The organism is Rhizobium ecuadorense, from assembly GCF_001187535.1.
Lineage (GTDB): Bacteria > Pseudomonadota > Alphaproteobacteria > Rhizobiales > Rhizobiaceae > Rhizobium > Rhizobium ecuadorense.
Map to the genome: position 1 here is coordinate 92,631 of NZ_LFIO01001304.1, position 11,981 is coordinate 104,611.

The 11,981-nt window shown below is 63.3% G+C and carries 15 protein-coding genes; 10 read left to right on the forward strand and 5 right to left on the reverse strand.

Features of this window, described 5'->3' with window-relative positions:
- Positions 1-11 precede the first annotated feature (11 nt).
- The 3 genes from AF337_RS27785 to AF337_RS27795 all read left to right on the forward strand — a co-directional run bounded on the left by AF337_RS27785 (position 12) and on the right by AF337_RS27795 (position 4,004).
- Complete coding sequence (locus AF337_RS27785) at positions 12-1,067, forward strand: alpha/beta fold hydrolase (RefSeq protein WP_049734671.1); 1,056 nt, start codon at positions 12-14, stop codon at positions 1,065-1,067.
- A gap of 103 nt (positions 1,068-1,170) precedes the next feature.
- Positions 1,171-2,907, forward strand: a complete 1,737-nt coding sequence (gene ggt, locus AF337_RS27790; RefSeq protein WP_049734672.1) for a gamma-glutamyltransferase — start codon at positions 1,171-1,173, stop codon at positions 2,905-2,907.
- Between the two features lie 122 nt (positions 2,908-3,029).
- Positions 3,030-4,004 carry a threonine ammonia-lyase gene (locus AF337_RS27795; protein WP_049734673.1) on the forward strand — a complete coding sequence of 325 codons (975 nt, stop codon included), beginning with the start codon at positions 3,030-3,032 and terminating at the stop codon, positions 4,002-4,004.
- A 106-nt stretch (positions 4,005-4,110) separates the two neighbouring features.
- Here the strand turns inward: AF337_RS27795 and AF337_RS27800 are convergent, their stop codons facing one another.
- Positions 4,111-4,917 (reverse strand): phytanoyl-CoA dioxygenase family protein, encoded by an 807-nt coding sequence (locus AF337_RS27800; protein WP_049734674.1) that lies wholly within the window; start codon positions 4,915-4,917, stop codon positions 4,111-4,113.
- On the opposite strand from AF337_RS27800, the gene AF337_RS42660 reads away from it, so the two are divergent.
- The gene (locus AF337_RS42660; protein ID WP_152971215.1) at positions 4,916-5,116 is read left to right on the forward strand and encodes a hypothetical protein; all 201 of its coding nucleotides are present in this window, start codon (positions 4,916-4,918) and stop codon (positions 5,114-5,116) included. The genes AF337_RS27800 and AF337_RS42660 overlap by 2 nt on opposite strands.
- A 30-nt stretch (positions 5,117-5,146) precedes the next feature.
- On the opposite strand, the gene AF337_RS27805 is transcribed toward AF337_RS42660, so the two are convergent.
- Positions 5,147-6,040: a LysR substrate-binding domain-containing protein gene (locus AF337_RS27805; protein WP_049734675.1), complete on the reverse strand. Its 894-nt coding sequence runs from the start codon at positions 6,038-6,040 to the stop codon at positions 5,147-5,149.
- Positions 6,041-6,156: 116 nt separating this feature from the next.
- On the opposite strand from AF337_RS27805, the gene AF337_RS27810 reads away from it, so the two are divergent.
- From AF337_RS27810 to AF337_RS27820, 3 genes are read left to right on the forward strand one after another with little or no spacing between them, the layout of a single operon-like run.
- Entirely contained in the window at positions 6,157-6,576 is a 420-nt protein-coding gene (locus AF337_RS27810) for a tautomerase family protein (protein ID WP_049734851.1), read from the forward strand.
- Positions 6,573-6,977: a cupin domain-containing protein gene (locus tag AF337_RS27815; RefSeq protein WP_049734676.1), complete on the forward strand. Its 405-nt coding sequence runs from the start codon at positions 6,573-6,575 to the stop codon at positions 6,975-6,977. Before AF337_RS27810 ends, AF337_RS27815 begins: the two co-directional genes overlap by 4 nt.
- Entirely contained in the window at positions 6,974-7,531 is a 558-nt protein-coding gene (locus AF337_RS27820) for a DUF4865 family protein (protein WP_049734677.1), read from the forward strand. Before AF337_RS27815 ends, AF337_RS27820 begins: the two co-directional genes overlap by 4 nt.
- A gap of 2 nt (positions 7,532-7,533) precedes the next feature.
- Here the strand turns inward: AF337_RS27820 and AF337_RS27825 are convergent, their stop codons facing one another.
- From AF337_RS27825 to AF337_RS27835, 3 genes are all read right to left on the reverse strand, one after another.
- Positions 7,534-8,169 (reverse strand): LysE family translocator, encoded by a 636-nt coding sequence (locus tag AF337_RS27825; protein ID WP_049734678.1) that lies wholly within the window; start codon positions 8,167-8,169, stop codon positions 7,534-7,536.
- 172 nt (positions 8,170-8,341) lie between these two features.
- Positions 8,342-9,781: a pyruvate kinase gene (gene pyk, locus AF337_RS27830; RefSeq protein WP_049734679.1), complete on the reverse strand. Its 1,440-nt coding sequence runs from the start codon at positions 9,779-9,781 to the stop codon at positions 8,342-8,344.
- Positions 9,781-10,266, reverse strand: coding sequence for a DUF1036 domain-containing protein (locus AF337_RS27835; RefSeq protein ID WP_088937611.1), 486 nt, complete (start codon positions 10,264-10,266; stop codon positions 9,781-9,783). The genes pyk and AF337_RS27835 overlap by 1 nt, the downstream gene beginning before the upstream one ends.
- A 201-nt stretch (positions 10,267-10,467) precedes the next feature.
- Here AF337_RS27835 and AF337_RS27840 point away from each other — a divergent pair, with 201 nt between their 5' ends.
- The 3 genes from AF337_RS27840 to AF337_RS27850 all read left to right on the forward strand — a co-directional run bounded on the left by AF337_RS27840 (position 10,468) and on the right by AF337_RS27850 (position 11,950).
- Positions 10,468-11,256, forward strand: coding sequence for an N-formylglutamate amidohydrolase (locus tag AF337_RS27840; RefSeq protein WP_049734681.1), 789 nt, complete (start codon positions 10,468-10,470; stop codon positions 11,254-11,256).
- Between the two features lie 34 nt (positions 11,257-11,290).
- Positions 11,291-11,596 (forward strand): DUF1244 domain-containing protein, encoded by a 306-nt coding sequence (locus AF337_RS27845; protein WP_049734682.1) that lies wholly within the window; start codon positions 11,291-11,293, stop codon positions 11,594-11,596.
- A gap of 90 nt (positions 11,597-11,686) precedes the next feature.
- Positions 11,687-11,950, forward strand: coding sequence for a DUF2312 domain-containing protein (locus tag AF337_RS27850; protein WP_003585771.1), 264 nt, complete (start codon positions 11,687-11,689; stop codon positions 11,948-11,950).
- Positions 11,951-11,981 lie beyond the last annotated feature (31 nt).

Here is an 11,981-nt window from a genome sequence, read left to right on the forward strand (position 1 = left end):
CCGTTAAAATCATGCTTGCAGAAGTTTCCGCTCTTCTCGCCCCGCTCGCCGCCGCCATCGGTTACTCCTCCTACAAGGCGCGGCAATTCGAACAGACCTATCCGAATATCGGCGAAATGACGGATGTCGGCGGTTATCGCATGAATGCCGTCCATATCGAGCGTCCCGAAAACGCCGATCTGCCGGCGCTCGTCTTCATTCACGGCGCCAGCGGCAATCTTCTCGACCAGGTCGTCGCCTTTCGCGCCGCACTCGAAGGCCGGGCGGAAATGCTCTTCGTCGATCGTCCCGGTCACGGTTATTCCGAACGCGGCGGTCCCGATAACGCTGTGCCCTCCGGTCAGGCCGATGCAATCGCCAAGCTGATGGAAAAACGCGGCATCGAAAAGGCGGTTATCGTCGGCCATTCCTTCGGCGGCGCGGTCACCGCCGCCTTCGGCCTGCGCCATCCCGATAAGACGGCGGGCCTGCTCTTCCTGGCACCCGCCACCCACCCCTGGCCGGGCGGCATCGACTGGTATTACCACGTGGCAACCGTGCCGGTCCTCGGCTGGCTCTTCAACCACGCGATCGTCGTGCCGCTTGGGCTGAGCCGGCTGGAGCGCGGCACGCTGAACGTCTTCCGCCCCAATCCGCGCCCGGCCGATTACATTGAAAAGACCGGTCCGTCGCTGGTGCTGCGACCCGACGCGTTCCACAACAACGCGGCCGATTTCAAAAAACTGCTTGCCTATGTGAAGCAACAGTCGCCGCTCTATGCGCAGATCACTGCGCCGACTGTCATCATAACGGGCGACAGCGACGCGATCGTCTGGGAGCACCTGCATTCACGCGGCCTGGCCCGCGATATAACAGGCTCTGAGCTCATCACCGTTCGCGGCGTCGGCCACAAGCCGGATTATCTCGCAACCGATGTCGCCATCGCCGCCATTGAGAAGATCGCCGGCAAGCCGCGGGACCTGCAAGCAATCGCCCGCCGGGCCGAGGAGAGACTCGCCGCCGCCTCCCCCGATCGGACGGTGGCGACGGCGGCGTCGTTGGGGTCAGGCGCCCTGCACGGCGCATGACTCCTCCGGCTTTGGAACTCGTCACATAAAACCAATCCCTTGCATTGCCTGAGGCTGCCGCAGCCCCATATGCTTTCCATCATTGTCCATAGGAGGGGAAATCATGGGCCGCCTGCATATCGGGACAATCTCCGTCATAGCGGCACTGTCGCTGAGCCTGACGTCGGCCTTTGCGGCCTCGCCCGCGCCTGTCGAGGCAGAGCACGGCATGGTCGTCACCGCCCAGCATCTGGCGACCGATGTCGGCGTCGAGGTGCTGAAGAGCGGCGGCAATGCTGTCGATGCAGCCGTTGCCGTGGGTTATGCGCTGGCGGTCGTCTATCCCTCGGCCGGCAATCTCGGCGGCGGCGGCTTCATGACCATTCGCCTGAAGGACGGCACCAAGACCTTTCTCGATTTCCGCGAACGCGCCCCGCTTGCCGCGACGAAAACCATGTATCTCGATGCCAAGGGCGATATCGTGCCGCGCGCCAGTCTGGACGGTTATCTTGCCGTCGGCGTACCCGGCTCGGTTATGGGCTTCGAAACCGCACGCGAGAAATATGGGACAAAGCCGCGCCAGGATCTGATCGCGCCGGCGCTCCGCTTCGCCAGGGAAGGCTACACGCTGGAACAGGGTGATGCCGCAAGCTTCGCCGGCAGTGCCAAGCGCCTTGCCAAAGACGAGGCGGCGGCGAAGATCTTTCTGAAACCCGATGGCAAACCTTATGCATCGGGCGAAAAGCTTCAGCAGCCCGATCTTGCCGCGGTCCTGGCAGCCATATCGGAAAAAGGTCCTGATGCCTTCTACAAGGCTGCGCCCGCCGAGGAGATCGTCAAGGCAAGCCAGGCCAAGGGCGGCATCCTCGCCAAGCAAGATTTCGAGCAATACGCCGTGCGCGAGTTGAAGCCGGTCGAGTGCAATTATCGCGGCTACGACATCATCTCCTCGCCCCCGCCCTCCTCCGGCGGCGTGATCATCTGCGAGATCCTCAACGTTCTCGAAGCCTATCCGCTTTCCTACCTGGGTTACGGGTCAGCCGACACCGTGCATGTGATGGTCGAGGCCATGCGCTACGCCTATGTCGACCGCAATACTGCGCTCGGCGATCCCGATTTCGTCGAGAACCCGGTCGCAAAGCTCACCGACAAGGCCTATGCCAAGGAGATCGTCGCCAAGATCGATCCCTACAAGGCCGGCATTTCGGTGAACCTGAAGCCGCTCGGCGGCAAGGAAAGCACCGAGACGACGCATTATTCGATCATCGACGACGAGGGCAATGCCGTTGCCGTCACCTATACGCTGAACGGCTCCTTCGGCGCTGCCGTCGTGGCCCCTGGCACCGGCGTGCTGCTCAATAACGAGATGGACGACTTCACCTCCAAACCCGGCGTGCCGAACCTCTATGGCCTCGTGCAGGGCGAAGCCAATGCCATCGCACCGAAGAAGACGCCGCTCTCCTCGATGAGCCCGACGATCGTCACCAAGGACGGCAAGCCCTTCATGGTGATCGGCAGCCCCGGCGGCTCGCGCATCATCACCATCACGCTGGAAGCGATCCTCAACGTCGTCGATTTCGGCATGGATATCAGCCAGGCGGTGAACGCGCCGCGGATCCATCATCAATGGCAACCCGACAAGATCTATCTCGAACCCTATGCAATTTCGCCCGATACGGAAAAGACCCTCGCCGCCATGGGCTACAGCTTCGATGGCGGCAATGACGCGCCGCTCTGGGGCCAAGCCGCCGGCATCCTCGTCGGCGGCAAAAGTCTCGCCGCCATCGAAAAGGGCGGCGGTGCCCGGTATAATGGCGCCATGGACAGCCGCGCAGCGGAAGGCTCGGCAAGCGGCTACTGACGGCCGGCGGAGCGTGGGCGGCAATCGCAGCCTCCATTCATGTCACGGTGACAAAGTCGCCGTTCACAATCGGCTTGCCGCACCCTAAGCATGAGCGAACCCGCAAGCAGGACGATTCCCGAATGGTCAGCATCGAAATGATTGTCGCCGCCCGCGCCCGTCTGCGCGGTCACGTCAGGCGCACGCCGCTTCTCTCCTCTCCCTTCCTCAACGAGATCGCCGGCAGGCGCCTTTTCGTGAAGGCCGAATGCCTGCAGCATTCCGGCTCGTTCAAGTTTCGCGGCGGCTGGTCAGCCGTCTCCGGCCTCGATCCGGCGGTACGCTCGAAGGGTGTCATCGCCTTCTCCTCCGGCAACCATGCCCAGGGTGTCGCGCTTGCCGCCAAGCTGCACAATGTCCCCTGCGTCATCATCATGCCGAGCGACGCACCGAAGCTGAAGATCGCCAACACCCGCGCCTTCGGCGCCGACGTCGTCCTCTACGACCGTGTCAACGAGGATCGCGACGCGATCGGCGCCAAGCTGTCGGCCGAGCGCGGCCTGACGCTGATCAAGCCCTTCGACGAACCGCTTGTCATCGCCGGCCAGGGCACGACCGGCCTCGAAATCTCCGAGCAGGCGGAAGAGGAAGGCGTGACATCAGCCGAAGTCCTCGTGCCCTGCGGCGGCGGCGGATTGACCTCCGGCATCGCACTTGCGCTCGAAGCCAGCGCTCCCGGCTTTCGCGTCCGCCCCTGCGAGCCCAAGGATTTCGACGACACCGCCCGCTCGCTCGCCTCCGGCAGGATCGAACGCAACGCGTCGATATCAGGCTCGCTCTGCGATGCGATCCTGACGCCACAGCCCGGCAATATTACCTTCCCGATCCTCAGGCGCCTCGCCGGCGCCGGCATCGTCGTTACCGACGAGGAGGCGCTGCGCGCCATGGCGCTCGCTTTCGTCAGGCTGAAGATCGTCGTCGAGCCCGGCGGCGCGGTGGCACTCGCCGCCGCCCTCTTCCACGGCGAGGCGCTGGAAAGCGACACGATCGTCGCCGTCACATCGGGCGGCAACGTCGATGCCGATATCTTCGCCATGGCACTCGAACGCTTCGGCTGATGACATCGTCAGGCAGCCAAGGCAGCCCGCCGCCCGGGGGACGCCCGATAACAAATGCAAGTCGTGAGGCATCCGGCTCTCTCGAGCCGAATGCCGCATTCAGCCGTCAGATGGAGTGAAGCGCCCGGCGGATTGCCATCTCGACCGGCGAATAGGCGCCGTCCTCCCGTTCGAGCCGAAGAGGTTCGGAAGGTGCCAGGCCGGGCTGCGCCATGAAGCGCGGTTCTTTGCCGCGATGCATTTGCGCTGCATGGATAAGGAACGGGTGGCACAGATAGACCGTGCCCGCCTGCCCAGTCGCCAAGGCCAGCGGCCGGTCTTCGCCGACATGCTCGAACCTGAGATGCGCCATACCCGCCTCACCCGCCGGTGCCAAAAGGCGCGCGATATCCTTGTGCGAGCCGATACGGATGCGGGTCGGCGCATCCTCCTCTCTGACATCCGAAAACAGGAAAAGCATCAGCAGCGCCCGCCCGCGCGAGGTGATATTCACCCGCCAGGCGGAAAAGTCGCGTTGCTCGTTCGGATCGGATGCCACACCGGGAAAGCTCAGATCGACATGCCAGCCGGCATCGCCGGGATCGTCCGGATGGGGAAATCGCACCGGGAAACTTCCAAGCCCGCTGCGTGGCTCCCAGCGCCCTTTGCCGACAAGCTGGTCGAACGCCGAATGCAATACCGGTGTGTTGACGGCTTTCTCGAACGGTCCTCCGCCATAGCCGGCAAGCCGCACGACGGGCTGCGTCCACGTTCTTGGCTCATCCGCATCGAAGGGTATATCGCGCCACATGATGGCACGAGCTTCCTCCGCCAATTCGCGGGGAAAAGCCTCGTCGATCCGGATAAAGCCGTCCTCGATGAATTGCTCGATCTGCGCAGCGCTCAGCGCCGGCGGGTAAACATTTGATGTCATGAAATATCTCTCTATCGCCAAACCTGCAGGCTCTTTCCTTGGCCAGATGCAGGATGGTTACACCAACGGCAACGCGCCAGCCGCGAAGGCTGGTAAGCGACCGCATCTTCCGATGCCCGAAGGCAGAGCTTTAAAGGCTCAAGAAGAAGGCCGTGGCGATATTGAGAATGATCATTTTCATAACAAGCCAAAGCTATAGCCCCGCGACCGCAGGGTCAATGCGACGATGTCAGGCCGTCCCGCTGAGCGCGCCATGCACCGACTGCAGCACGAGCTCGGCAAGCCGGGCCGCAGCAGGCTGCGGTTCGGCTTCGGCCCGATGCAGGACCAGACCGAGCTTTGGCAAATCAGGCAGGCCGATCGTCTCCGGCGCCAGCGGCCGGACCTTTGCCGGCAGGCCGATTGGTGTGCGGATGGTGATGCCGAAACCCGCGGCTGCCGCTGCCCAGAGGCCGCCGAGGCTGGGGCTGACGAAGGCGAGCCGCCAGGAAATGCCGGCCGCGTCAAGCGCCCGGGTCGCCGCGCTGCGCATCAGACACGGCGCCTCCAGCGAGGCGAGCGGCATCGGCTCGCCGCTTGCCGCATGCCAGCCAGGCGATCCCTCGGCAGGTCCGATCCAGCGCATCGGCACCTCGCCGATCCGCTCGCAATGCGCCGTCAGCGCACCGTCGCTCCAGGCAAGCGCCAGATCGAGCTTGCCTGAGGTGACGCGCTCGAGCAGTTCGACATTGCGCACGACCCGCGCCTCGATCCGGACCTTCGGATGCGCCCGCGCGAAGCGGCCGAGCACCTCCGGCAGCAGGGTCTCGCCGAAATCCTCCTGCAGGCCAAGCCGCACCCAGCCTTCCAGCTCGATGCTATGCACGGCCGCAGCCGCCTCGTCGTTCAACTCCAGCAGCCGCCTGGCATAACCGAGCATCGTCTCGCCGGCATCGGTGAGCGCCAGCCCGCGTCCCGCTTTGCGGAAGACCGGCGTACCCGCCTGCTCCTCCAGCTTCTTAAGCTGCGCGCTGACCGCCGAGGTGGAGCGTCCGAGCTTTTCGGCCGCCTTGGCGAAATTGCCGAGCTCCATGCCGGTCGAAAAGGTTCGGAGCACATCGAGATCGAAGATCGTTCGCCGCATCGTACAGTACCAATTTTCAGGATCATTTGTTCATAATATTCTGATTTTCAGCATCATCGTGCCGCGCGATGGTACCGCTGTCAAGGCTGATGACGGCCTGAACCATGGAGATCCTGATGCCCTTCGTTCGCATTTCCCTTCGCAAAGGCAAATCGCCGGACTATCTCGCTGCCCTCGCCGACACCATCCAGCGCGCCTTGGTCGAGACCTTCGACGTGCCCGAAAACGACCGCTTCCAGGCCATCCATCAGCATGACGAAAACGAGCTGATCTTCGACCGCAGCTATCTCGCCGGTCCGCGCTCCAACGATTTCGTCTATATCTCGATCACCATCGGCCGGCCCCGCACGGCCGAGATGAAGGCAGCGCTCTATCGGCGGCTCGCCGATCTGCTGGCGCAGTCACCGGGCCTGCGGCCCGAGGATGTGATGATCGTCATCAGCACCAGTGCCCCTGATGATTGGTCCTTCGGCAACGGCATCGCCCAAATGACCAATCCTGATTGGCGGTTGCGGGCGGCCGGAGGTCAAAGATGAGCGTTTCAAACCCGAAGGCGATGACCGTCAGGCGCCCCGGAAAGGCGGTCCGCTCGCCGGAGGGTGTCGCAACCGCGCCTTTCTGGGTCGAGATGCTGCTCGAAGGCGGCGCCGACGGCGAAAACACTGCCATGCGCGCCACACTCGAACCCGGCACCATCACCCGCTGGCATACGCACCCTCGAGGCCAGTTGCTCTACGTGCTTTCGGGGCATGGACTGGCGCAGAGCGAGGGTGGTCCCGTCGAGGGACTGCGCGCCGGCGATGCCGTCTGGTTTGCGCCCGGCGAGCGCCATTGGCACGGTGCCGCAGACGACAGCCCCTTCGGCTATCTCAGCATTCAGGCGACGGAAAACGGCAGCATCGTCGAATGGCTGCAGCCGGTGGAGGCACGACCATGATCGCCATGCAATACGGCTTCACCCTGCCCGCCGATTACGACATGTCGATCATCGACCACCGAATCCGCGACAAAGGTCCGCTGCTCGACGGCTTTCCCAATCTCAGCTTCAAGGCCTATCTCAGCGCCCGCAGAGGCGAATTCGCCAGCCGTGAAAACCTCTACGCACCCTTCTATCTCTGGCAAAAGCCGGAAGGGGCGAGCGACTTCCTCTGCGCCCCCGCTTTCCAAACGCTCGCCGGCGCCTTCGGCTGGCCGCAGGTAAAAACCTGGATCGTCTGGCGGGCGGAAATCTCGCCCGATATCGCCGCAGCCAGGTTTGCCACCCGCGAGATCCTGCAAATCGAGCCTTACGCACCGCTTGCCGATATTCGCAGCGCCGAAAGCGCTGAGGCTGAAGCCGAGGTTGCGACAGGCCGCGCCCTTGCCTCCCTCTGCGGTTTTGAGCCCACGACATGGACACAGGTACGCTTCAGGCTATGGCGAGAGCTCCCCGAGAGCGGCAAGCACATGCTGGCCTATCGCGTCGGTCACCTATCCCTGGCTCGAACCTGAACTCAAACGGTGGCCCGGCGGTAGAGGGCGAGCGAGCCGGCCAGCGCCAGCAGCGCACCGCCGCAGGCGCGCTCCAGCCAGAGGGCGCCCGAGGTTTTCAGGAAACGCACCGCCTGCGAGCCGAAGAAGGCGTAGCCGAACATGATGAGGAAATCGAGCGCGGCAAAGGTGAGCGCCAGCAACGCATATTGCGTTGCCTGCGGCAGGGCCGGATCGATGAACTGCGGCAGAAAGGCCGAGAAGAACAGATAGCCCTTCGGATTGGTCGCCGCGACCATGAAGCTCTTCAGTCCGATCGAGACGGGCGACGCCGCCCCCGCAGGCGCCCCAGGCTTCAGCGCCGCATCGATCGTGCCCTTCGAGCGCAGCAGCATGATGCCGAGAAAGGCGAGATAGGCGGCACCTGCCCATTTCAGCATCGAGAACCAGAATTCCGATGCCGCCAGCAAGGCGCCGAGCCCGATCGCGACGGCGCCGATCAGCACGAAATCGGAAAGCACCGCGCCGATCATGCCGGCAATTGCCCGGCGCAGGCCATGCCGCGAACCGTTGGTCAGCGCCAGCAGCACCGTAGGCCCCGGTGTGGCGATGCCGACGAAGGAAACGGCTGCGAAAGCCAGAAGCGTGACGATATCCATGATGATCCTCCGAACCCAGGGATCGAAACTTGCATGCACCGCAGCCCTTGGCAATGCCGCCCCGTCAAAGAAAAAGCCCGCCACCTCCTGTGAACTGAACCCGGAAAGTTGGATATCAACCTTCGGGGGTTCAGTTCACTGAGGCGGCGGGCTTCGAACGGATACGATCGGATCAGATGCCGCTCTGGCCGTCAGAGCCGATATAGGCGATGCGGATCATGTTGGTGGCACCGGGCGTGCCGAGCGGCACGCCCGCCGAGATGATGATGCGGTCGCCCGGCTTGCCGAAGCCCTCGTCCGCGACGATGCGGCAGGCGCGGTTGACCATGTCGTCGAGATCGGTCGCGTCATGGGTGACGACGCAGTGCAGGCCCCAGACGACGGCAAGGCGGCGTGCCGTCTTGATGATCGGCGACAGCGCCAGGATCGGCACCTGCGGACGCTCACGCGAGGCGCGAAGGCCTGTCGTGCCCGACGACGTGTAACAGACGATCGCCGACAGCTTCAGCGTTTCGGCAATCTGGCGGGCGGCCAGCGAGATCGCATCGGCACCGGTCGCTTCCGGCTGGGCGCGCTGGGCATAGATGATGCCGGGATAATGCGGCTCGCGCTCGATGGCGGTGGCAATCGACGCCATGGTCGAGACGGCTTCGACGGGATAGTCGCCCGAGGCCGATTCGGCCGAGAGCATGACGGCATCCGCACCTTCGAAGACGGCGGTTGCGACGTCGGAGACTTCGGCGCGCGTCGGCACCGGCGCCGAGATCATCGATTCCAGCATCTGCGTGGCGACGACCACCGGCTTGCCCGAACGGCGGCAGGCGCGGATCAGCTGCTTCTGGATGCCGGGAACCGATTCAAGTGGCATTTCGACGCCGAGATCGCCGCGGGCGACCATCAATGCATCGGAAAGCTCGATGATTTCCTCGATACGCTCGAGCGCCTGCGGCTTTTCGATCTTCGACATCAGGCCGACACGGCCGCGGGCGATCTTGCGCACTTCGGCAAGGTCGTCGGGACGCTGGACGAAGGACAGCGCCACCCAGTCAACATCGTCGGTGGCAAGCACGGCGTCGAGATCGGCGCGGTCCTTGTCGGTCAGCGCGCCGACGCCGAGCAGCGTGTCGGGAAGGCTGACGCCCTTGCGGTCGGAGATGCGGGTGCCCGAAATAACGGTGCAAACGATGCTCTTGCCGTCGCATTTTTCTGCGCGCAGCGCCAGCTTGCCGTCGTCGATCAGCAGGCGGTGGCCGGGCTGCACCGATTCCAGGATCTCGGGATGTGGCAGATAGACGCGGTTCTGATCGCCGAGCGCTTCGTTGTTGTCGAGCGTGAAGGTCTGGCCGGGCCTCAGGTCGACCTTGCTGTCGACGAATTTGCCGACACGCAGTTTCGGTCCCTGCAGATCGGCGAGAATGCCGATCGGCCGGCCGGAGCGGGCTTCGACCGAGCGGATACGCTGGATCAGCGTGCGCATCACGTCGTGGCTCGCATGGCTCATATTGATGCGGAAGACATCGGCACCGGCCTGGTGCAGCTTCTCGATCATCGATTCCTCGGCGGAGGCTGGCCCGAGGGTGGCGAGGATTTTAATTTTGCGATTACGCTTCATCAATTCTGGCTTTCTTGCGTCCCTGGGGTGTCGGAGAGTTGGACCATCCAGCTGCCCTGGCGGCCCGTGTCATATTCCTTGAATCCCATCTTCTGGTAACCGCGGGCATAACAATCCTGCACGCCCGTGATCTTGAACTCGTTTTCCGCCACGCACATCTGCACGTCACCCGTCCAACGTCCTCCCCGGGCGGCGTCCTCTGCGTAGAGGTAATAATAACGCGATTGCAATTCTCCCTCGATCAAGGTGGCGCAGGTCGTTGCCGGCACCTGCCACCAGCCTTCCGTCATCCAGCCATCCTTGGCCCGATAGCCGATCGCGACGCCGACGAGATTTTGCGTTCCGTTGCAGACGCGAAAATCGGCGCGTGCGGCATCTGCGATAAAAAACGGCATGACAGCTGCAAGAGCGAACAGAGCGAGACGGACCAGCGGTCCGGACCGCGTGAGGAAACTTGGCGCGGCTTGGATCAACACGGCTCCCAAATAGCTCCACGGTTATTCGTATCCGTGTCTTCTTGCGCCGCCGTCAAGCGAAAGTCAACGCAATGCTAATCGATTATATTTCCTTTCCCAAACCGCCCGTCGGGGGTCCGGCTCAGCCTCTGTCCGACTGCGGCGCTTGAACGTGGCGCAGACGCATGCGATCACTGCGCCCGGCTGTGCAATGACGATCGGTAATTCCTGATGGACGACTTCCAATCCTTCGAAATTCTATCCGGCAAACATGACAAAGGCATGGTGATCCTCGCAGATCACGCGATGAACCGCCTTCCCGCGCGCTATGGCCGGCTCGGCCTGCCGGAGGCGGCCTTCGCCCGTCACATCGCCTATGACATCGGCATCGAGGGTCTGACGCGGCAGCTTTCGGCGAGCCTCGGCGTACCCGCGGTGCTCGGCGGCTTCTCGCGCCTGCTGATCGACCCGAACCGCGGCGAGGACGATCCGACGCTGATCATGAAAATATCGGACGGCGCCGTCATATCAGGCAATCACCCGATCACGCCGCAGGAATGGGACGACCGGATCGCAACCTTCCACCGCCCCTATCACCATGCCGTGGCCGCAACGATCGACAGGGTGGCGAACGCCACCGGCCGGGCGCCGCTGGTGCTGTCGCTGCATTCCTTCACGCCGGCCTGGAAGGGCGTTCCCCGCCCCTGGCACGCCGCCGTGCTCTGGGACAGCGATCACCGCGCCGTCGGCCCGCTGCTCGACCTGCTGCGCGCCGATCCCGATCTCATCGTCGGCGACAACGAACCCTATGACGGCGCGCTGAAGGGCGATACCATGTACCGCCACTGCATGATGACAGGCATTCCGCATGCGCTGCTCGAGGTGCGCCAGGATCTGATCGCAGACGAGGGCGGCATCTCAGCATGGGCCGAACGCCTGGCGCCGATCTTTGCGGCGATGAATGCCGATCCGACCTTGCACGAATACGACGTCCATCTCTCGCGCACGGGTCCTTATTGAAGGATTGGCCTCTATTGATGGAAAGGAGAGCGAGATGAGCACGCTCAGCAAGAAACAGCAGACCGAATTCGAGGCCGCCGCCTTCCGCCGCCTCCTCGCACATCTTCGGGACCGCAGCGACGTTCAGAATATCGACCTGATGAACCTGGCCGGCTTTTGCCGCAACTGCCTGTCGAACTGGTATCGCGAAGCCGCCGAGGCCGAAGGTGTCCCGATGACCAGGGACGAATCGCGCCAGATGGTCTACGGCATGCCCTATGAAGAGTGGAAGAATCTTCACCAGAACGAGGCCTCGCCTGTGCAAAAGGCTGCTTTTGACCTGAACAACCCACACAAATAGCTTAGGCAGCCGACAACGGGCTTGACCGTGACGCCGCTTCGCGGCAGTCACGTGCCTTCAAAATTGATCATCCCCAACCAGGAGAACACGATGTCTGATGCTCATGGCGTCGCCCGCGACCAGCTTCGCGCTTTCATCGAGCGCATTGAACGGCTGGAAGAAGAAAAGAAGACCATCGCCGACGACATCAAGGACGTCTATGGCGAAGCCAAGGGAATGGGCTTCGATACCAAGATCCTGAAGAAGGTCGTGGCGCTGCGCAAGAAGGACGAGCAGGAGCGCATGGAAGAGGAAGCCATCCTAGACACCTACCTGCACGCGCTCGGCATGATCGAATCGCCGCCGGAAGGCTGATCCGCCACATCGCCGATATCGATAAAGCCGT

What these genes read in the sequence shown, in the direction of transcription:
- AF337_RS27840 (WP_049734681.1), top strand. Translation starts at nt 10,468, where the DNA reads ATGGACGACTTCCAATCCTTCGAAATTCTATCCGGCAAACATGACAAA.
- AF337_RS27800 (WP_049734674.1), bottom strand. Translation starts at nt 4,917, where the DNA reads ATGACATCAAATGTTTACCCGCCGGCGCTGAGCGCTGCGCAGATCGAG.
- ggt (WP_049734672.1), top strand. Translation starts at nt 1,171, where the DNA reads ATGGGCCGCCTGCATATCGGGACAATCTCCGTCATAGCGGCACTGTCG.
- AF337_RS27825 (WP_049734678.1), bottom strand. Translation starts at nt 8,169, where the DNA reads ATGGATATCGTCACGCTTCTGGCTTTCGCAGCCGTTTCCTTCGTCGGC.
- AF337_RS27805 (WP_049734675.1), bottom strand. Translation starts at nt 6,040, where the DNA reads ATGCGGCGAACGATCTTCGATCTCGATGTGCTCCGAACCTTTTCGACC.
- AF337_RS42660 (WP_152971215.1), top strand. Translation starts at nt 4,916, where the DNA reads ATGAAATATCTCTCTATCGCCAAACCTGCAGGCTCTTTCCTTGGCCAG.
- AF337_RS27785 (WP_049734671.1), top strand. Translation starts at nt 12, where the DNA reads ATGCTTGCAGAAGTTTCCGCTCTTCTCGCCCCGCTCGCCGCCGCCATC.
- AF337_RS27845 (WP_049734682.1), top strand. Translation starts at nt 11,291, where the DNA reads ATGAGCACGCTCAGCAAGAAACAGCAGACCGAATTCGAGGCCGCCGCC.
- AF337_RS27810 (WP_049734851.1), top strand. Translation starts at nt 6,157, where the DNA reads ATGCCCTTCGTTCGCATTTCCCTTCGCAAAGGCAAATCGCCGGACTAT.
- pyk (WP_049734679.1), bottom strand. Translation starts at nt 9,781, where the DNA reads ATGAAGCGTAATCGCAAAATTAAAATCCTCGCCACCCTCGGGCCAGCC.
- AF337_RS27795 (WP_049734673.1), top strand. Translation starts at nt 3,030, where the DNA reads ATGGTCAGCATCGAAATGATTGTCGCCGCCCGCGCCCGTCTGCGCGGT.
- AF337_RS27820 (WP_049734677.1), top strand. Translation starts at nt 6,974, where the DNA reads ATGATCGCCATGCAATACGGCTTCACCCTGCCCGCCGATTACGACATG.
- AF337_RS27850 (WP_003585771.1), top strand. Translation starts at nt 11,687, where the DNA reads ATGTCTGATGCTCATGGCGTCGCCCGCGACCAGCTTCGCGCTTTCATC.
- AF337_RS27815 (WP_049734676.1), top strand. Translation starts at nt 6,573, where the DNA reads ATGAGCGTTTCAAACCCGAAGGCGATGACCGTCAGGCGCCCCGGAAAG.